General features: G+C 69.9%; 20 protein-coding genes. 13 read left to right on the forward strand and 7 right to left on the reverse strand.

Going from position 1 to position 18,131, the window contains the following annotated elements; genetic code table 11:
• Position 1 precedes the first annotated feature (1 nt).
• On the forward strand, positions 2-952 hold the full coding sequence (locus tag AB0J78_RS16120; RefSeq protein WP_363789691.1) for a cysteine synthase: 951 nt from the start codon (positions 2-4) through the stop codon (positions 950-952).
• Positions 953-1,095: 143 nt separating this feature from the next.
• Here AB0J78_RS16120 and AB0J78_RS16125 read toward each other — a convergent pair whose 3' ends face one another.
• Positions 1,096-1,938: an SMP-30/gluconolactonase/LRE family protein gene (locus tag AB0J78_RS16125; protein WP_363789692.1), complete on the reverse strand. Its 843-nt coding sequence runs from the start codon at positions 1,936-1,938 to the stop codon at positions 1,096-1,098.
• Positions 1,939-2,116: 178 nt separating this feature from the next.
• Between AB0J78_RS16125 and AB0J78_RS16130 the strand changes: the two genes are divergently transcribed.
• The 6 genes from AB0J78_RS16130 (at position 2,117) to AB0J78_RS16155 (ending at position 6,657) form a co-directional block, all read left to right on the forward strand.
• Entirely contained in the window at positions 2,117-2,758 is a 642-nt protein-coding gene (locus tag AB0J78_RS16130) for a rhomboid family intramembrane serine protease (RefSeq protein WP_363789693.1), read from the forward strand.
• The gene (murI, locus tag AB0J78_RS16135) at positions 2,755-3,570 is read left to right on the forward strand and encodes a glutamate racemase (RefSeq protein ID WP_363789694.1); all 816 of its coding nucleotides are present in this window, start codon (positions 2,755-2,757) and stop codon (positions 3,568-3,570) included. Before AB0J78_RS16130 ends, murI begins: the two co-directional genes overlap by 4 nt.
• Complete coding sequence (locus AB0J78_RS16140) at positions 3,567-4,337, forward strand: MBL fold metallo-hydrolase (protein WP_363789695.1); 771 nt, start codon at positions 3,567-3,569, stop codon at positions 4,335-4,337. The genes murI and AB0J78_RS16140 overlap by 4 nt, the downstream gene beginning before the upstream one ends.
• 146 nt (positions 4,338-4,483) lie before the next feature.
• Positions 4,484-5,239 (forward strand): ribonuclease PH, encoded by a 756-nt coding sequence (gene rph, locus AB0J78_RS16145; protein ID WP_363789696.1) that lies wholly within the window; start codon positions 4,484-4,486, stop codon positions 5,237-5,239.
• Positions 5,236-5,841, forward strand: coding sequence for an RdgB/HAM1 family non-canonical purine NTP pyrophosphatase (gene rdgB / locus AB0J78_RS16150; RefSeq protein WP_132676470.1), 606 nt, complete (start codon positions 5,236-5,238; stop codon positions 5,839-5,841). Before rph ends, rdgB begins: the two co-directional genes overlap by 4 nt.
• A gap of 57 nt (positions 5,842-5,898) precedes the next feature.
• Positions 5,899-6,657 (forward strand): sulfite exporter TauE/SafE family protein, encoded by a 759-nt coding sequence (locus tag AB0J78_RS16155; RefSeq protein WP_363789697.1) that lies wholly within the window; start codon positions 5,899-5,901, stop codon positions 6,655-6,657.
• A 204-nt stretch (positions 6,658-6,861) separates the two neighbouring features.
• Here AB0J78_RS16155 and bcp read toward each other — a convergent pair whose 3' ends face one another.
• Complete coding sequence (bcp, locus tag AB0J78_RS16160; RefSeq protein ID WP_363789698.1) at positions 6,862-7,335, reverse strand: thioredoxin-dependent thiol peroxidase; 474 nt, start codon at positions 7,333-7,335, stop codon at positions 6,862-6,864.
• 31 nt (positions 7,336-7,366) lie between these two features.
• Positions 7,367-7,498: a hypothetical protein gene (locus tag AB0J78_RS16165; RefSeq protein WP_363789699.1), complete on the reverse strand. Its 132-nt coding sequence runs from the start codon at positions 7,496-7,498 to the stop codon at positions 7,367-7,369.
• Between the two features lie 213 nt (positions 7,499-7,711).
• Between AB0J78_RS16165 and AB0J78_RS16170 the strand changes: the two genes are divergently transcribed.
• Positions 7,712-9,445 (forward strand): pyruvate dehydrogenase, encoded by a 1,734-nt coding sequence (locus AB0J78_RS16170; protein ID WP_363789700.1) that lies wholly within the window; start codon positions 7,712-7,714, stop codon positions 9,443-9,445.
• Between the two features lie 218 nt (positions 9,446-9,663).
• Here the strand turns inward: AB0J78_RS16170 and AB0J78_RS16175 are convergent, their stop codons facing one another.
• Positions 9,664-9,786: a hypothetical protein gene (locus AB0J78_RS16175; protein WP_363789701.1), complete on the reverse strand. Its 123-nt coding sequence runs from the start codon at positions 9,784-9,786 to the stop codon at positions 9,664-9,666.
• A gap of 134 nt (positions 9,787-9,920) precedes the next feature.
• On the opposite strand from AB0J78_RS16175, the gene AB0J78_RS16180 reads away from it, so the two are divergent.
• Both AB0J78_RS16180 and AB0J78_RS16185 read left to right on the forward strand, forming a co-directional pair.
• Positions 9,921-10,769 carry a helix-turn-helix transcriptional regulator gene (locus tag AB0J78_RS16180; protein WP_363789702.1) on the forward strand — a complete coding sequence of 283 codons (849 nt, stop codon included), beginning with the start codon at positions 9,921-9,923 and terminating at the stop codon, positions 10,767-10,769.
• Positions 10,770-10,964, forward strand: coding sequence for a DUF397 domain-containing protein (locus tag AB0J78_RS16185; protein WP_363789703.1), 195 nt, complete (start codon positions 10,770-10,772; stop codon positions 10,962-10,964). It begins immediately after the preceding gene.
• A gap of 52 nt (positions 10,965-11,016) precedes the next feature.
• Here AB0J78_RS16185 and AB0J78_RS16190 read toward each other — a convergent pair whose 3' ends face one another.
• The 3 genes from AB0J78_RS16190 to AB0J78_RS16200 all read right to left on the reverse strand — a co-directional run bounded on the left by AB0J78_RS16190 (position 11,017) and on the right by AB0J78_RS16200 (position 14,584).
• Positions 11,017-12,498, reverse strand: a complete 1,482-nt coding sequence (locus AB0J78_RS16190; RefSeq protein WP_363789704.1) for a PH domain-containing protein — start codon at positions 12,496-12,498, stop codon at positions 11,017-11,019.
• Entirely contained in the window at positions 12,495-12,992 is a 498-nt protein-coding gene (locus tag AB0J78_RS16195; protein ID WP_363789705.1) for a PH domain-containing protein, read from the reverse strand. The genes AB0J78_RS16190 and AB0J78_RS16195 overlap by 4 nt, the downstream gene beginning before the upstream one ends.
• Before the next feature lie 62 nt (positions 12,993-13,054).
• On the reverse strand, positions 13,055-14,584 hold the full coding sequence (locus tag AB0J78_RS16200) for a glycosyltransferase family 39 protein (RefSeq protein ID WP_363789706.1): 1,530 nt from the start codon (positions 14,582-14,584) through the stop codon (positions 13,055-13,057).
• A 162-nt stretch (positions 14,585-14,746) separates the two neighbouring features.
• On the opposite strand from AB0J78_RS16200, the gene AB0J78_RS16205 reads away from it, so the two are divergent.
• The 3 genes from AB0J78_RS16205 (at position 14,747) to AB0J78_RS16215 (ending at position 18,119) form a co-directional block, all read left to right on the forward strand.
• A complete protein-coding gene (locus AB0J78_RS16205) occupies positions 14,747-15,994 on the forward strand; it encodes a histidine kinase (protein ID WP_363789707.1) in 1,248 nt (415 codons plus the stop codon).
• Entirely contained in the window at positions 15,987-16,646 is a 660-nt protein-coding gene (locus AB0J78_RS16210; protein WP_363789708.1) for a response regulator transcription factor, read from the forward strand. The genes AB0J78_RS16205 and AB0J78_RS16210 overlap by 8 nt, the downstream gene beginning before the upstream one ends.
• A 684-nt stretch (positions 16,647-17,330) precedes the next feature.
• The gene (locus AB0J78_RS16215) at positions 17,331-18,119 is read left to right on the forward strand and encodes a serine protease (protein WP_363789709.1); all 789 of its coding nucleotides are present in this window, start codon (positions 17,331-17,333) and stop codon (positions 18,117-18,119) included.
• Positions 18,120-18,131: the final 12 nt, after the last annotated feature.

Genomic DNA, 18,131 nt, shown 5'->3' on the forward strand with positions numbered 1-18,131 from the left:
CGTGGCTCGATTCGACTCGCTGCTCGACGCGCTGGGTGAAACCCCGCTCGTCGGGCTGCCGCACCTCTCGCCCGCGCCCGACGTGCGGCTGTGGGCGAAGCTGGAGGACCGCAACCCGACCGGTTCGATCAAGGACCGGGCGGCGTTGAACATGATCGAGGCCGCCGAGAAGGAAGGCCGGCTCACCGTCGGCTGCACCATCCTCGAACCCACCTCGGGCAACACCGGTATCTCGCTGGCCATGGCCGCCAAGCTCAAGGGCTACGGCCTGGTCTGCGTCATGCCCGAGAACACCTCCGAGGAACGGCGCCAGCTGCTGCAGGCATACGGTGCGCGGATCATCTCCTCGCCCGCGGCCGGCGGGTCGAACCAGGCCGTGGCGATGGCCAAGGAACTGGCCGAGCAGAACCCCGACTGGGTCATGCTCTACCAGTACGGCAACGCCGCCAACGCCGACGCCCACTACAAGGGCACCGGGCCCGAGATCCTGCGGGACCTGCCGAGCATCACCCACTTCGTGGCCGGTCTCGGCACCACCGGGACGCTCGTGGGCGTGGGCCGGTACCTGCACGAGCACAAGCCCGGCGTTCAGGTCGTGGCCGCCGAGCCCCGGTACGGCGAGCTCGTCTACGGGCTGCGGAACCTCGACGAAGGTTTCGTGCCGGAGCTCTACGATCCCGACGTGCTCACGCGGCGGTTCTCCGTCGGGTCCTACGACGCCCTGCGCCGGACCCGGCAGATGCTGGAGAACGAAGGCATCTTCGCCGGGATCTCCACCGGCGCGGTCCTGCACGCGGCCCTGACGATCGCCGAGAAGGCGGCCGCGGCTGGGGAGTCCGCGGACATCGCCTTCGTCGTCGCCGACGCCGGCTGGAAGTACCTCTCCACCGGCGCCTACAGCGGCACCATCGACGAAGCAGCCCAACGCCTCGAAGGCCAACTCTGGGCGTAACCCCCACCGAAGAACCCCGCCTCCCCCAAAGGAGGCGGGGTTTTTCGCACCCGGCCCCCACCGCAACTCGGAATACCGCCGTAATCGGGGACCCGATTACCGCCGTAATCCGGGGCGGGACCGGGTCGGTCTGGGGTGGGTGGTCAGCCTGTGAAGGCGAAGGCTCGCAGGCCTTCCGTGGTCGTGCGGAGGGTGAGGACCGTGCCGTCCGTGCTGGTGGGGGACGGGAGGTCCTCGCGGGCCGTGGTGATGTAGAGGTCGTGGAGGTCCTGGCCGCCGAAGCAGAGGTTGGTGGGGCGCTGAGCCGGCAGCGGAATCGTCTCCGCGAGCTCGCCGCTGGGGGTGTAGCGGTGGAGCTCGCCCTTGTCGCGGACCGCCGTCCAGAGGGAGCCGTCGGTGGCCACCGCCAGGCCGGAAGGCTGGCCGCCGACCTCGCAGAGGGTGCGCCGGTTGCCCATCAGGCCCGCGTTGACGTCGAAGTCGAGGACCTCGATTCGGCTTGTGCCCGCGTCGGCGATGTAGAAGCGGGAGTCGTCAGGGCTGGTGGCCAGCCCGAACCCGGCCCTGAGGTCCTTGATGATCACACCCGCCGAGCCGTCCGGGTTCACCCGCGCCAGCCAGCCGTCGCCGGACTCGTCCTCGCGCATCGTCGTGGCCCACAGCCGACCCTTGCGGTCGACCATCGTGGCGCCGGCCTGCACGCCCTCGCGGGCCCAGTAGACCAGCCAGGTGCGCTGCTCGCCGTGGGCGTCGAACAGCGCGATGCCCTCCTGCAGGTGCAGCACCAGGCCGCCTCGGCTGCGGGGCTTCGCGCCGCCGGTCCGCTGCTGCAACGTCATCGTCGCGTTCGCGTGGCCTGGGCGGTAGCGGTGCACCTCACCCGCCCGCGGATCCGTCCACAGCAGGGTTTCGGTGCCTACGTCCCAGGTCGGCGCCTGTCCGGAACGCGCCGTCGCCTGAACTGCGATGTCGACCTGGGCGTGCACACTTCACCTTTCGACCACCGGACGCAACGGGGCCGAACCTTACCGCGAAGATCATCCGATGGGGCCAGATGGCGGAAACCCCGATGATCCGAAACCCACTCGATGCTCAATCGCGGCGCGGTCGGAATCAGGGTCGATCCCGATCCCCGGGGTCATTCCTGGCGCTACGCTCGAAGGCGTGACACGCCCGATGGAACGCCCACGTCCGCGAGTGCTGCCCGCGAATCCGCTGCGGGCCGCGTTCGGCATGCTCGTCTGCATCGCGGTGCTGTTCGGCATCGAGTTCTACGACGCGGCGACCCCGGCTCCCAACCCGGCGATGGACCTCGACGCCAACGGCATCCTCCCGCGCACCGTCGACGGTCTCGACGGCATCCTCTGGGCGCCGATGCTGCACTTCGGCTGGCAGCACCTCATCAGCAACTCGCTGCCGCTGTTCGTGCTCGGCTGGTTGCTGCTCGCGGGCGGGATCCGCCAGTTCATCGGCGTCACCGCCGTGGTGTGGATCGTCGCCGGCCTCGGGACGTGGCTGATCGGAGCTTCCGGCTACCACGTCGGCGCCTCCGGCGTGATCTTCGGCTGGATGGTGTTCCTGCTGCTGCGCGGATTCGCCCAGCGCAGCATCGCCCAGATCCTGGTCGCCGTCGTGCTGTTCTTCTACTGGGGCGGCATGCTCTGGGGCGTGCTGCCCGGCCAGCCCGGCATCTCCTGGGAGGGCCACCTCTTCGGCGCGGTCGGTGGGGCGATGGCCACGTGGCTGGTGGCGCGCAGCACTAGGCGACGGGTTTCGGGCGCCGAGCCTGGCACACTGGCCGGGTGACCAACGCTCCGATCGGGATCTTCGATTCCGGCGTAGGCGGGCTGACCGTGAGCCGAGCGATCATGGACCAGCTGCCGGGTGAGACCGTCCACTACGTCGGTGACACCGCCAACGCCCCCTACGGGCCGATGCCGCTGGCCGAGATCCGCTCCCGTACCTTGGCGATCACCGATGCGATGGTCGACGAGGGCGTGAAGATGCTGGTCATCGCCTGCAACACCGCCTCGTCGGCCTGCCTGCGCGACGCCCGCGAGCGCTACTCCATCCCCGTGGTGGAGGTCGTGCTGCCCGCGGTCCGCAGGGCCGTGGCCACCACGCGCAACCGGCGCGTCGGCGTCATCGGCACCGACGCCACCATCCGTTCCCGGGCCTACGACGACGCCTTCACCGCGGCGCCGGACATCGAGCTGACCACGGCGGCCTGCCCGCGGTTCGCCGACTTCGTCGAGCGCGGCATCACCAGCGGGCGGCAGGTGCTCGGGCTCGCGCAGAACTACCTCGACCCGTTGCAGCAGGCCGACGTCGACACCCTCGTGCTGGGGTGCACGCACTACCCGCTGCTGACCGGTGTGCTGCAACTCGCGATGGGCGAGCAGGTGACGCTGGTGTCCAGCGCGGAGGAGACCGCCAAGGACGTCGTCCGGGTGCTCACCGAGCAGGACCGCCTCGCCGAAGCGGACAACCTGCCCGAGCACGAGTTCCGGGTCACCGGCGAACCCGAGCGCTTCGCCCGATTGGCCCGCCGCTTTCTCGGTCCGGCTCCCTCGGCCGATGCCGTACTGCCGCTTCGCGTGTCAGGCTCTGTCGCATGAAGCTGACGGTCCTCGGCTGCGCCGGGAGCATTCCCGGGCCAGATTCGCCCGCCTCCGGATACCTCCTGGAATCCGGTGACACCCGCATCGCGCTGGATCTGGGCAACGGCACGCTCGGCGCGATGCAGCGCTTCATCGACCCGTTCGACCTCGACGCGCTGTTCTTCAGCCACCTGCACCCCGACCACTGCGCCGACTTCGGCGCGCTGACGGTCTACCGGCGCTACCGGCCCCACCCGCCGTACGACCCGCGCGCCCGGCGGCTGCCGGTGTTCGGCCCGGACAACGCCCCGGAGCGGTTGGCCGCGCTGTACGCGCCCACGGCCGCTGAGCTCGCCGAGACCGACCTGTCCGACGTCTTCGACTTCCGCCCGGTCGGCACCGAGCCGGTGACCGTCGGGCCGTTCACCATCCGCGCGGTCGAGGTCGCGCACCTGTGCCCGACCTGGGGATTCCGCGTCGAGGCGGAGGGCCGGGTGCTCGCCTACACCGGTGACACCGGGCCGTGCGGCCAGCTCGACGAGCTGGCGGCCGGTGCCCACGTGCTGCTCGCGGAGGCGTCCTGGGAGCACCACGAGGACGCCCCGATGAACGTCCACCTCTCCGGCCGCCAGGCCGCCGAGGTCGCCAAGACCGCGGCCGCCGAGCGGCTGCTGATCACCCACCTGGTGCCCTGGACCGACCACAGCGCCATCCACGCCGAGGCCCGCGCCACCTTCGACGGCCCCACCCAGCTCGTCCAGGCGGGCGCCACCTACGAGGTGTGAGGCCGTTCCAATTCCGCGCGAAATTCGAGTGCGAGATTCCGGACTCGAACTTCGCGCGAAACTGGAACGGCTCCCTCGTCGCCGGGGCGTGCCGGTGCGGCCGGGGCCTTCGACGGTCGGTCGGGGCCTGGGCTTAGGGTTGAGCCGTGGCTAGAGCGGATGGGCGTAGTGACGATCAGCTTCGCGATGTGAAGATCACGCGGGGATACCAGGACTGGCCTGCGGGTTCGGTGCTGGTGGAGTTCGGCCGTACCCGGGTGCTGTGCGCGGCCAGCGTGCAGGAGGGCGTTCCGCGCTGGCGGACCGGCTCCGGACTGGGCTGGGTCACCGCCGAGTACGCGATGCTGCCCTCGGCGACCAACACGCGCGGCTCCCGCGAGTCGGTGAAGGGCCGCATCGGCGGCCGCACCCACGAGATCTCCCGGCTGATCGGCCGGTCCCTGCGCGCCTGCATCGACATGGCGGCGCTGGGCGAGAACACCATCACCCTGGACTGCGACGTGATCCAGGCCGACGGCGGAACCCGCACCGCCGCGATCACCGGCGCCTACGTGGCGCTGGCCGACGCGGTGACGTGGCTGGGCGCTGCCGGTCGGCTGTCCGACCCGAAGCCGCTGTCGTGCGCGATCCAGGCGGTCAGCGTGGGCGTCGTCGACGGCCGCGTGCGCCTGGACCTGCCCTACGAGGAGGACTCGCGCGCCGAGGTCGACATGAACGTGGTCGCCACCGACCACGGCACCCTGGTCGAGGTGCAGGGCACCGGCGAGGGCGCCACCTACACGCGTTCGACCATGGACAAGATGCTCGACTTCGCGCTGGCCGGATGCGGTGAGCTCGCTCGCCTGCAGGAAACCGCGCTCGCCGAGCCGTACCCGGGTGAGCTGCCCGGGGGCGCGGCATGAGCCGGTTGCTGCTGGCCACCCGCAACCAGAAGAAGCTCGTCGAGCTGCGCCGCATCCTCGAAGCTGAGGGCGTCACGGGCCTGGAGGTCGTGGGGCTGGCCGACGTGCCGGAGTTCCCGGAAGCTCCGGAGACCGGTGCCACCTTCGAGGACAACGCCCTCGCCAAGGCCGCCGACGCGGCTCGGGCGACGGGACTGCCCGCCGTCGCCGACGACTCGGGCCTGGAGATCGACGCGCTCAACGGGATGCCAGGTGTGCTCTCGGCGCGCTGGGCCGGTGCGCACGGCGATGACCAGGCGAATCTCGACCTCGTGCTCGGCCAGATCAAGGACGTGCCGGACGAGCGGCGAGGCGGGGCGTTCGTCTCCGCCGCCGCGCTCGTGCTGCCCGACGGTGGCGAGACCGTGGTGCGCGGTGAGTGGCGCGGCACGATCATCCGGGAATCCCGGGGAGCCAACGGTTTCGGCTACGACCCGATCTTCGTCCCCGAGGGCGGGACCCGCACCAGCGCGGAGCTGTCCCCGGAGGAGAAGGACGCCGACTCGCACCGCGGCCGGGCGCTGCGCCTGCTGCTCCCGTCGCTGCGCGAGCTCGCCGGCTGACGTGATGTCGCTCGCCCCGGTGGGGGTCTGACCGGCATCGCCGGTTAACTTCGGTGCGTGTTCACCGATTGGTTTGAACTGGCCCTGCTCGTCGTCGTCGGATTCCTGTCCGGCGCGGTGAACGCGGTGGCCGGTGGCGGATCCCTGCTGGTGTTCCCGGCGCTGCTGGCGACCGGGATGCCGCCGCTGGTGGCCAACGTGACCAACTCGGTGGCGCAGGGGCCCGGTTTCGTCGGCGCGGCGGTCAGCCAGCGCGACGACCTCACCGGCCGTCCGCGCAGGTTGTGGACCACCTCGATCGCGGCGTGCGTGGGCTCGGCCCTCGGCTGCGCGCTGCTGATGGTGCTGCCGGGCGAGGTCTTCGACGCCGTGGTCCCGGCGCTGGTCGGGCTGTCGGCGGTGCTGATGGCCTTCCAGAACACCATCCGCAAATGGCTCGGCTCACCGGCCGAGGGCGCCCCGGACCGCACGGTGCTGCTCACCGTCGGGATCTTCCTCGCCTCGATCTACGGCGGGTACTTCGGCGGAGCGCGCAGCGTGATCCTGATCGCGATCCTGGTGCTGGCCGCGACCGACAGCATGCGCAGGCTCAACGCGCTCAAGAGCTGGCTGGGCATGATCGGCAGCGCCGCCACGCTCGTCGTCTACGCGCTCATCGCCCCGGTGGACTGGGTCGCGGTGGCGATGCTGGTCCCCACCACGGTCATCGGTGGCTACGCCGGCGGCAAGCTCGCCCAACGCCTCCCATCGACCCTGCTCCGCTATCTCGTAGTGGTCATCGCAGCGGGCGTGGCCATCTACATGGTCCTGGACTGACCTGCTGTTCCTCGACTCGTCCTGCTTGGCGGTGGCCGCCGCCGTTTCAAGTGAGGGACTCCACTCGCACCGCCGCGGGTTCTCAGACGTCTTCTGGGGAGGACAGCCGTAGCGCCGTGTACTGGTCATACACAGGTCCCGGTTCTCCCGGAGCCAGAAGACGTCTGAGGTTCCGCTACCCGCACACGCCGAGCAAGGTGATCGCTAAGGAAGGATCTCCTTGCGGAGCCTGTCGACGTGGCCTGTGGCTTTGACGTTGTAGAGGGCCTTGGCGATCTTGCCGTCGGGGTCGACGACGAAGGTCGAGCGGATGACGCCCTGCACGATCTTGCCGTAGTTCTTCTTCTCGCCGAAGGCGCCCCAGGCGGTCATGACGGCGCGGTCCTCGTCGGACAGCAGCGGGAACGTGAGTCCCTCGGCGTCGCGGAACTTCGCGAGCTTCGCCGGCTTGTCCGGGGAGATGCCCAGCACGTCGAAACCGGCGTCGTTGAGCTCGGCGAGGCTGTCGCGGAAGTCGCAGGCTTCCTTGGTGCAGCCCGGGGTGCTCGCGGCGGGGTAGAAGTAGACGACCACGGAGCGGCCGCGGAAATCGCTCAGCGAGACGGTGTTGCCGTCGGCGTCCGGCAGCGAGAACTCGGGCGCGGCGTCGCCGTCGGAGAGTCGGTTCTGTTCGCTCATGCCCGCGACGCTAGCCGATGGGCCGGACGGGTCATTCGGGCAGCGCCGCACCGCCCGCGGCGGGAGTGAGCTGCGACACCTGCTCGATGGCCGGTTGAGCCGGCTGCTGCTGGGCGACGATGAATCCGCCGAGGATCAGTCCGGCCAGCGCCGAAGTCGTCACGGCAATGGCGCACCTTGTGTAGACGCGGACGGACACCGTCGAAATTCCTTTCGCAGAGCGGGAAATCCGCATTCGAGGCGGACATGGTGGTGATCGCCGGTTTCGCGCGGAACGTTACCCGGTTCGCTCGATCGGGCTACCGGGTTGCGGGGGTGATGTGCCCCGCGTAGACGGGAAGGTGGCCGATTCGATCGTGGTTCACGGAGGAAGCGCATGCCGACCGTCGCCGAACAGTTCATCGAAGTCCTCGTGCAGGCCGGTGTGAAGCGCATCTACGGGATCGTCGGCGACAGCCTCAACCCGGTGGTCGACGCCGTGCGCCGGACCGAGGGCATCGAGTGGGTGCACACCCGGCACGAGGAGGCGGCGGCGTTCGCCGCGGGCGCCGAAGCGCAGGTCACCGGCCGACTCGCGGTGTGCGCGGGCAGCTGCGGTCCGGGCAACCTGCACCTGATCAACGGGCTCTACGACGCGCACCGCAGCGGCGCGCCGGTGCTGGCGCTGGCCTCGCACATCCCGTCGGCGCAGATCGGCACCGGTTTCTTCCAGGAGACGCATCCGGAGGAGCTGTTCAACGAGTGCAGCCACTTCTGCGAGCTGCTCTCCCAGCCCGCGCAGATGCCGAGGCTGCTGCGCTCGGCGATCCAGACCGCGGTCGGTCGTCGCGGGGTGTCGGTGCTGGTGCTGCCGGGTGATGTGGCCGAGGAGTCGGCGGCCAAGCCGACCGGCCACGGCGTGGTCGACTGGGACCCGCCGACGCTGCTGCCCTCGGCGGAGCAGGTCGCGGCGCTGGCGGAGAAGATCAACCGGGCCGAGCGGCCGATGATGTTCTGCGGAGCGGGTTCTCGCGGTGCGCACGCCGATGTGATGGAGCTCGCGGAGAAGATCAAGGCGCCGGTCGGGCACGCGCTGCGCGGCAAGGAGTGGATCCAGTACGACAACCCCTACGACGTCGGCATGAGCGGACTGCTGGGCTACGGCGCCTGCCACGAGGCGATGCACAAGGCCGACCTGGTCCTGCTGATGGGCACCGACTTCCCCTACGACAACTTCCTGCCGCAGGCCAACACGGTGCAGGTCGACATCGAGCCGACGCACCTGGGCCGCCGCACGGTGCTGGACCTGGCGGTGCACGGCGACGTCGCCGAGACGATCCGCGCGGTGCTGCCGAAGGTCAGAGCCAAGACCGACCGCTCCTACCTGGACCGGATGCTGCGCGAGCACGCCGGTCAGCTGGAGAAGGTCGTCGACGCCTACACCCGCAACGTCGAGTCGCAGGTGCCCATCCACCCCGAGTACGTCGCCGACGTGCTCGACGACCTGGCCGCCGACGACGCTGTGTTCACAGTGGACACCGGGATGTGCAACGTGTGGGCGGCCCGCTACATCACGCCCAACGGGCGTCGCCGGGTGCTCGGGTCCTTCGTGCACGGGTCCATGGCAAACGCGTTGCCGCAGGCCATCGGCGCGCAGCTGGCCGCGCCGGACCGCCAGGTGGTGTCGATGTCCGGTGACGGCGGCCTCGCGATGCTGCTGGGCGACCTGCTGAGCCTGCGGACCCACCGGCTGCCGGTGAAGACCGTGGTGTTCAACAACTCGTCGTTGGGCATGGTGAAGCTGGAGATGCTGGTCGACGGGATGCCGGACTTCGGCACCGATCACGACGGCGTGGACTTCGCCGCGATCGCCCGCGCGGCCGGGATCAACTCGGTCCGGGTGGAGAAGCCCGGCGAGGTCCGCGACGCGCTCGCCGACGCGCTGTCGCGTCCCGGCCCGGCGCTGGTGGACGTGGTGACCGACCCGAACGCGCTGTCGCTGCCGCCGCACATCACCGGCGAGCAGGTCAAGGGCTTCGCCCTGGCCGTCAGCCGCACGGTCCTCTCGGGAGGCGTCGGAAAGATGGTGCAGCTAGCCAGAAGCAACCTACGCAACGTACCGAGACCCTGACCGGTATTCGATGTTTGTGGTCGTTTTGCTGGTCGGTGCGGGTAGCGGAACCTGAGACGCCGCCTGGACTCCGTGCGCCACTCCTTGAGTATGTCAATACGCGGCGTCGCGGCGTACTCGCCAGACGACGTCTCAGAACCCGCGGCGGTGCCGGTTGCTCGGGTGGTTCTCACTGCTCGCGGCTGCGCCGCATGCGGGGCCGGGTTTCGTTGCCGACTTCAGTCTCGGTTGCGGCGGGGTGTGAGGTGGCCTGCTCGTAGCCAGAGCAGCAGGCCCATTCCGAAGAACACGGCCCAGACCAGCACGGACCCGAGCATCAGCAGATACACCTGGAACGTCACCCCCCATGACCTGGCGGTCCGGCCCTCCGCGCGGGCCGCCCCGACAAGCATCCCGCCGCAGAAGCTTCCCGTGAAGATGTCGTACGGGTGATCACGATGTGACTCGTTGTGGTGGGCCGGGCAGGATGGAGGCCATGACAGTCAGTCCCACGGTGCGTCGCCGGAGGCTGGCCGCCGAATTGCGCAGGCTGCGCGCGCATTCGGAGGTCACCCAGCAGCAGGCGGCCACCCATCTCGGTTGCACGCAGGCGAAGATCGGCCGCTTCGAGACCGCGAAGAGATCCCCGTCGGTCGGCGACGTGTCCGCGTTGCTGGACTTCTACGGGGTGGACAACGCCGAGCGCGAGCAGTTGATCAACCTCGCGCGCGACGCCCGCAAGCGCGGCTGGTGGCACTCCTACAGCGACGTGCTCCCCGAGTGGTACGAGACCTACGTGGGTCTTGAGGCGGAGGCGTCCAGCATCGACACCTACGAGTCGGAGGCGATCCCCGGATTGCTGCAGACGCGTGAATACGCCTACGCCATCACCAAATCCACGCTCATCCGCGCGCACGACGCGGAGATCGGACGGCGCGTGGACCTGCGGATCCAGCGGCAGGAGCGGGTCACCGGCGACAACCCGCTGGAGTTGTGGGCGGTGGTCGGCGAGGCGGCGCTGCGCCGCCCCGTCGGCGGTGACGGCGTGCTGCGCAGGCAGCTGGAGCACATCCTCAAGCTGGGTCAGCTGCCCAACGTGACGTTGCAGGTGATGCCGCTGGGCGCCGGAGCGCATCCGGCGCAGGCGGGTCCGTTCGTGATCCTGCGCTACTCCAACCACATTGACCCGGACGTGGTGTATCTGGAGACCCATGTGGGTGGGCTGTACCTGGAGCGCGAGATCGAGCTGACGAACTACGCCACGATGATGGACCATTTGAGAGCGCATGCGGTAGACCCGGAAGGTTCGGTCGATTTCATCCAACAACGCATAGGAGAGCTTTAGATGGCGGAAATATCCGGCTGGCGCACCAGTTCCCGCTCCCAGGGGCAGGGCCAGTGCGTTGAGGTCGGCTTCGGGTCCGATCACGTGGGTGTGCGGGACACCAAGAACCGGGGGGCGGGGCGCATCGAGTTCGCCTCGCAGTTGTGGCAGGAGTTCGTCGGGGGTCTCAAGAACGGCCGGTTCGACCTGGACTGAACCAGAGGGGAGCGCGCTGATTCGGGGGGCGCTCCCCGCCAGGGTTCGAAACCTATTCCACTGCAACGCGTTCCAGGAACGGCGTGAGCAGGCCCGGGACGGCTTCGTCGGCCAGCGCCAAGCCGTCACCGGTGCGCACGTCGTAGATCCGGTAGAGGCTCGATCCGGCCGCCGTGGTCGCACCGACGGTCATCAGGTCCGAGCGGCGCTGGAACACCGTGCGGGAGATCCGCCAGCCGATGATGTTCTCGCGCTGCAGCGCGACGGTGCGGCGAACCGCGCTTCCGTTGCGCGCCACCAGATATCGATCGTCCATCGCGTGCCCGAGAGCGCGGTGGGCGTCGAGGGCGAAGCCCAGGCCCGCCAGCAGCGCGAGCACCACGAGGGCGACGGCGAAGGTGACCGGGATCCAGCCCGGCACCGCCGGGACCGCCACCACGACCGCGACGGCCAGGGCGCTGAACAGCGCCCAGCCGATCCGGCGCCGCAGCGCGGCCCTCGGGTGCGGGGTGAGGGCGATGTCGAAGGGCTGATCGCGCAGCACCGCCGCCGAGACCCGCCAGGCCTCCGCGCGGGGCGCGGGCGGCAGCAGGACCTTGCTGTCCGGCTGCTTGTTGTCCTGCTTCTGCTCCTGCAATCCGGTCGCCACCGCCGCCAGCTTGGCGCCGCCGGCCAGCCGCAGCGGCAGCGGTTCGCACAGCTCGACGCCGCGCAGCCTGCGCTCCTCCAGCGACAGCGACCGGGTGGTCAGCAGGCCGCGCTTGACCCGCAGGGTGCCCGGTTCGCGGGTGAGCTGGAAGCCCCACCACATCTCCAGCGACAGCAGGAACGCCCCGACCACCCCGACGACCAGCGCGATCGCGGCCACCACGAGCACGAACACCGCGATGCCCAGCGATGCGACGGCGCCGCCGAGCGCGTCGAAGACGCCCCACTTGCGCAGCAGTTGGTCGAAGGAGCCGACCGCCGATCCGATGGCACCCCAGACCACCAGCATCAGCGACACGGTCAGCGCCGAGTAGCCGAGCCACTTCGGTTCGAGCCGCGACAGCACGCCCTCGTCCGGCGATTCCTCCACAGTGGACCCGCCGAGGGTCATGTCGCGGCGCAACGCCTCGGCCGCCGAGCGCCGGATCGACTGCAACCGGATGGTGGCCTCGGTGCCCTGAGCGCCGGTGCTGATCTTGACCGTGGTGAGGGCGAACAGCCGCTCGTGCGGCGCCGCGGTCAGGTCCACGGTGCGGATGCGGTCGCGCGCGAGGGACCGGTGGTTGTGGAACAGGCCGCCGAGCCGCTGCTCGAAGCGCTCCTCGGTGATCCGGTACCGGTAGAACACCCACTGGTAGGTGGCGGCCCCCGCGACGAGGAGCGCGGTGCCCAGACCGATCAGGAACGTGATGAGCACCGGCGTGGTCCCGGCACCCGCGATGACCATGACCAGCAGAGTGGCCAGCGCGGGCGCCGCCACGACCGCTCCCGCCGCCGGGATCGACTTGGCGTCCAGCCGGTGCCACTGCCCGTCCACGGCGCTCACGTCGCGTCTCCCGGTGTCGCCTGGGTCGCGGTGGTGAGCTGCTCGACGACGGCCGCCGCCTGCTCGCGGTCCATGCCGTCGATGCTCAGCGGTCCGGCCGCCGACGCGGTGGTGACGGTGACGCTGGAGAGATCGAACAGCTGCTGGAGCGGTCCGCGCACGGTGTCGACGGTCTGGATCCGCGACATCGGCGCGATCCGCCACTCCTGCCGCAGCCACCCCGCCGAGGTGTAGACGGCGTCGTCGGTGATCTCCCACCGGTGCACCCGGTAGCGCCACTGCGGCATGACCGCCGTGTAGGCCGCGCCGAGCACGGCGATCAGCACCGCGGGCAGCAGCAGCCAGAAGCGGGCCGGCGCGATCAGGACCCCCAGCACCACCAGCAGGATCACCGGCGGCAGCACCAGCGCGAGCGCCTGCGCCGTCCACCAGGCGATCGCCCGGCGTTCCACCCGGTTGCGCGGCGGGCGGAGCCGCAGTCCGTCTTCAGGCATCGAGGCCCCTTTCGTGGGCTGTTCCCCCGGATTGTTCCGAATCTCCCGCAGGCACGTGCGGTTTAGAGGGATTTCAGCGCTGGCCAGATCGTTGACCAGGGCTGGGTCTTGCCGGTGGCGATCCAGCCCTTGAGGTTCTCGCCCGGGGTCGCGGGCCGGATGTCGGTGAAGTACGGGCGGAGCTCCTCGGCGTCGTGTCCGTAGTAGACGATCGTGTCGATCTCGTCGGATGGTGCGTCGAAGTAGCCGTAGCCGCGGTGCGGGCTGAACACCTCGGGCAGCGGGTGGTGCGCGCCGCCGACGTCGAGCATCGCGGCGGAGATGTAGTTCTCGCCGATCACCGCGGTGCGGGTGCGCTGCTCGGCGGGCAGCGACAGGTAGGCCCGGGAGACGTCCTGGGCGATGGTGTCGCTGATCCGGTCGCCGTCGACCTTGGTGATCGCGGCCGAGAAGCCCCTGTTGATCTCCGCGCCGGAGTGGATCAGCAATCCGGCCGCGACCAGCGAGATCGCGTAGACGGGCCAAGCCGCCCACCCCCAGCGGGGCGGCTTGGCCTCCCTGCGCCGCTGCAGGCTCACCGTCGCCGCCGCGATCGGCAGGCCGTACATCCCGATCAGGTAGTAGGGCCGACCGGCGGTGACGACGAAGAAGACCCACAGCAGGATCGTGGTGATCGCGAACATCCGGTACGGGCGAAGCCACGACTTGCTCAGCAGCAGCCACAGCCCGGCCAGCACCAGTGCGGTCCCGAGCACCCCGGCGAAGAGGACGAGCTGCACGGCGGTCCCGCCACGGCCACCGGAGAGCGTCGGGGACTCCTGCGCGACGATCGACGACATCGCCAGCTGCGGCCACCCGTTCACCGCCTGCCAGATCAGCGTCGGCGAACCGATCAGCAGCGCGATCCCGGCGCCCGCCCACAGCATGGGCCGGGTCAGCACGGCCCGCGGGCCCACCACCAGGGCGCTGACCAGCAGTGCCGCGCAGAGGACCACGACCTGGAACTTCAGCTGCAGGTTGATGCCCAGCAGCACCCCGAACGCCAGCAGCAGCCGGTCGTCGGCGACGCCCTGCGCGTGCTGCCGGAGCCAGCGCACCAGCGGCAGCAGCAGCGCCGTCCACAGCAGCGGCTCGAAGGTGTAGGGCGCCACCCAGTGCCCGATCAGGTTGCTCCACAGCCCGGTCGCGCCGGCGAGTGCGGCGATGCTCTGCGCGCGGCGGTCCGCCCCCAGCTCGCGGGCCAGCAGCGCGACCAGCACCACCGCACCGCCGGAGGCGAGCGCGGCGGGCAGCCGGAGCACGAACATCGAATCCGGCGCGATGAAGTCCATCGCGGCGGCGATCATCGGCGTCAGCGGCGGCTGGTCGACGTAGCCCCAGTTCGGGTGGTACTTGCCGGCCGCGAGCATGTAGACCTCGTCGACCCAGTAGTCCCCGAAGGCACCCGCGATCGCGTGCGCCGCGGCGAGGACACCGGCGATGCCGAGCACCGGCCACTTCGCCAGCAGATGCAGCGCCGCGCGCGGCGCTGTGCGCCGGGTGTCCGGTTGATCGATGAGCATGAATTCCCCCAGGAACCGTCGTTGTGCCACCAGTCAACCCGGATCGTGCTCTGATCAACACCGCGATTGGTCGAGTGCGCGGGCGACGAAGGTTGTGCCCGCTCACGCCCGGTGCAACTTTCGTCTAGACCTGGGCGACGTGCGGTGGGGTCCGGCTTCGCAACCGGGCTCGGCGGCCCTAACGTGGGCCTGGTGAAACGACCGCTCTGGCGGCTTCTTTGGAACACCCAGCGAGAGGCCGTCTTCGACATCTGCCTGGTCGTCGCGCTGTTCGTGTTCCCGCGCGTGCTGGCGGGCTACTACCCGACCGACGCGCTGCCGGGCACCTACGACTGGATCGGCGGGCTGTGGTTCAGCGACGTCGCCAACGACCTGCTGTGCCTGGGGCTGCTGGTGCGCCGCCGCTGCTCGATGGTGCTGCTGTGGGGCGTCGCCCTGCTCTCGGTCGCGCAGATGTTGCTGATCCAGTTCGGCCCCGGGCCGTTGTTGCAGATCAACGTGTCCACCGATCCCTGGGTTCCCGGTGTCACGCCCTGGGTGCTCTACGCGGTGATCGTCCACGGGCGCGGACACCGCTACCTCGCCTGGGCGTTGATCGCCGTGGTGGCCGCGGTCGGCCTGCGGCTGGGCCACACTCCCCACCCGGACGTGGTGATCACCGGTGTGGCCTGGACGATCTTCCCGATCGTGCTCGGGCTCTACGCCGCGGAGCGCGGCAGGCTCGCCGATGCGCTGCGGGAACGTGCCGAACGCGCCGAGCACGAGCGCGAACTGCTCGCCGAGCAGGCCCGCGCCGACGAGCGCGCCCGGCTGGCTGTGGAGATGCACGACGTGGTCACCCACCGCGTCAACCTGATGGTGCTGCAGGCCGGTGCGCTCGGCGTGGTCAGCGACGACCCGGCGGTGCACCGCGCGGCCGAGGACCTGCGCGCCAGCGGTGGGGAAGCGCTCGCCGAACTGCGCGACCTGGTCGGGGTGCTGCGGCGCAGCGACGACGAGCGCGGCGATGCCGGCGCGGACACGCCCAGCGACGTGCCGGATCTCCGCGAGCTCATCGGTCAGTCCGAGGCCGTGGGCATGTCCGTGCGGTTCACCGCGGACGGAGACCCCGGGCCGGTCACCCCGGCCGTCGGCAGGACCGCCTACCGCGTGGTCCAGGAAGGGCTGACCAACGCGCACAAGCACGCGCCCGGAGCCGACGTGCACGTCCGCGTGCTCTACAGCGACGACCGGGTGCGCGTGAGCGTCCGCAACACCGCGCCCACCGGGCCCGTGCCCGAACTCGCCGACAGCGGAGGGGGAGTGGGGCTGCTCGGGTTGCAGCAGCGCGTCGAGCTTGTCGGCGGGACGTTCCGCTCCGGCGCCACCAACGGCGACGGGTTCGAGGTGGAGGCCATACTGCCCGGGTACGTGCCCACCGAGGAGACCGCCGATGCCTGAGACGATCCGGGTGCTCGTCGTCGACGACGAGCCGATGGTCTGCGCGCATCTGAGCACGATCCTCGGATCGGCACCCGACATCGAGGTCGTCGACGAGGCGCGGGACGGTGCCGCCGCCGTGGAAGCCGTCGTGCGGCACCGGCCCGACGTGGTGCTGATGGACCTGCGGATGCCCGGTGTCGACGGGCTCACCGCCACCGAGCGGATCTGCACCCTGCCCGACGCACCCGCGGTGGTCGCGCTGACGACCTTCGACGCCGACAAGTACGTGCTGCGCGCGCTGCGAGCCGGGGCGGTCGGGTTCCTGGTCAAGTCCACGCCGCCGCAGGACCTCATCGGGCTGGTGCGAGTCGCCGCGGACGGGCACACGGTGCTCTCGGAGGAGGCGAAGCGGCGCCTGCTGGCCGCCACCGGCGGGGAGCAGAGCGCCCGGGAACGCGCGGTCGGGCTGACCCGCGAGCTCACCGAGCGGGAGATCGAGGTGCTCACCTGCCTCGGTCGCGGCATGTCCAACGCGCAGATCGCCGCGCGGCTGCACCTCTCGGAGGCGACGGTGAAGAGCTACGTGTCGCGAATGCTGGTCAAGCTCGACTGCGAGAACCGCTTGCAGGCCGGGCTCCTCGCCTACGATGCGGGCCTCGTGCCCCGGTGACGCCCGGGACCTCCATGATCGTTAGGCCATCCGGGTGGATTGGTCCAACAGGTTTAACGATCAATCGAGTGAGCTCCACCGATTGGCTCTGGAATATTCCACCCAAGATCGGTACACCATAGGTGACGCGTTCCGAACGGTTGTCGGGGCCGGGAACGCGTCAGCGCCGTCGGTTCGGGGATCGATGGCGCACCGGTCGGAGGGGTCCGGCCGCAACGAGGGTGCCCTCGGCGCAATCGGGGTGCGCCGAGGGCATCTTTTTGTTGTGGTCCTGGGCCGGGGTCCTTTTGCTCGGCGGTGCGGGTGGCGGAACCTCAGACGTCCTCTGGGTCCGGGCGTCACTCCTTGAGTATGTGAATACGCGGCGTCGCGGCGTCCTCCCCAGAGAACGTCTGAGAACCCGCGGCGGTGCCGGTTGCTTTGGTGGGGTGAGGAGAAAGCACCTTCGGTGCTTGCCCGATGTTGTGCTGTGCGTTGAGCAATTGTCGCCTGGTGGTTGATATTTTCATTTCCTTGGGCTTGTGACCTGCGGGTTAATGGGGAAAAGCGGCAAAATCCTTCTCTTTCGCGGTTGTTCTGGGGTTGGTTAGTGTTCGATCAAGATTGCTGCGGGGTTCCGGTTGGGGGAAGGCAGGCCCTCGGCTCGAGTTCTCGCGGCAAGACCTTCGGACAAGGAGATTCACGATGGTCGATGCCCCACGTCGCCTCGCCCGGATCGCCGGTGTTGCGGCGATCGCCGTTGCCGCGCTCACCTCGGCTTCGGTCGCCCAGGCGGCCCCGGCCGACGTCAACCCGTACATCGTCGGCGGGCAGGACGCCGAGATCGCGGACCACCCGTTCACCGTCGCGCTGACCACGCCCGACGGTCAGCAGTTCTGCGGTGGCTCGCTGGTGTCCCCGACCAAGGTCCTCACCGCCGCGCACTGCACCACCGGTCAGCAGCCCACCGACATCAAGATCGTCAGCGGCCGCACCACCATGAGCACCACCGAGGGCACGGTTTCCGACGTCACCAACGTCTGGATCCACCCGGAGTACACCGACGCCACCAAGGGCTTCGACGTCTCCGTGCTGACCCTCGGCGCCCCGGTGCAGGAGAAGCCCATCGAGCTCGCCACCGCCGACGACGCGGCCTACGCCCCCGACACCCAGGCCACCATCCTGGGCTGGGGCAACACCTCCGAGGGCGGCCAGCAGGCCGACCACCTGCAGATGGCTCAGCTGCCGGTGAACTCGGACGACACCTGCTCCAAGGCGTACCCGGAGTACAGCAACCAGTCGATGGTCTGCGCCGGTGTGCCGGAAGGCGGGATCGACAGCTGCCAGGGTGACTCGGGCGGCCCGATGGTCGCCGACGGTCGCCTGATCGGCGTCGTGTCCTGGGGTCAGGGTTGCGCGCAGCCCGGCTTCCCGGGTGTCTACGCCCGCGTCGGCGCCTACAACGACGTGATCACCGAGCAGATCAACTCCTGACGAGCGAACCGG

Origin of the sequence: Saccharopolyspora sp. NPDC049426 (assembly GCF_040676935.1) — a bacterium.
Lineage (GTDB): Bacteria > Actinomycetota > Actinomycetes > Mycobacteriales > Pseudonocardiaceae > Saccharopolyspora.

What these genes read in the sequence shown, in the direction of transcription:
- AB0J78_RS16215 (WP_363789709.1), top strand. Translation starts at nt 17,331, where the DNA reads ATGGTCGATGCCCCACGTCGCCTCGCCCGGATCGCCGGTGTTGCGGCG.
- AB0J78_RS16210 (WP_363789708.1), top strand. Translation starts at nt 15,987, where the DNA reads ATGCCTGAGACGATCCGGGTGCTCGTCGTCGACGACGAGCCGATGGTC.
- AB0J78_RS16185 (WP_363789703.1), top strand. Translation starts at nt 10,770, where the DNA reads ATGGCGGAAATATCCGGCTGGCGCACCAGTTCCCGCTCCCAGGGGCAG.
- AB0J78_RS16180 (WP_363789702.1), top strand. Translation starts at nt 9,921, where the DNA reads ATGACAGTCAGTCCCACGGTGCGTCGCCGGAGGCTGGCCGCCGAATTG.
- AB0J78_RS16195 (WP_363789705.1), bottom strand. Translation starts at nt 12,992, where the DNA reads ATGCCTGAAGACGGACTGCGGCTCCGCCCGCCGCGCAACCGGGTGGAA.
- AB0J78_RS16140 (WP_363789695.1), top strand. Translation starts at nt 3,567, where the DNA reads ATGAAGCTGACGGTCCTCGGCTGCGCCGGGAGCATTCCCGGGCCAGAT.
- rdgB (WP_132676470.1), top strand. Translation starts at nt 5,236, where the DNA reads ATGAGCCGGTTGCTGCTGGCCACCCGCAACCAGAAGAAGCTCGTCGAG.
- AB0J78_RS16170 (WP_363789700.1), top strand. Translation starts at nt 7,712, where the DNA reads ATGCCGACCGTCGCCGAACAGTTCATCGAAGTCCTCGTGCAGGCCGGT.
- bcp (WP_363789698.1), bottom strand. Translation starts at nt 7,335, where the DNA reads ATGAGCGAACAGAACCGACTCTCCGACGGCGACGCCGCGCCCGAGTTC.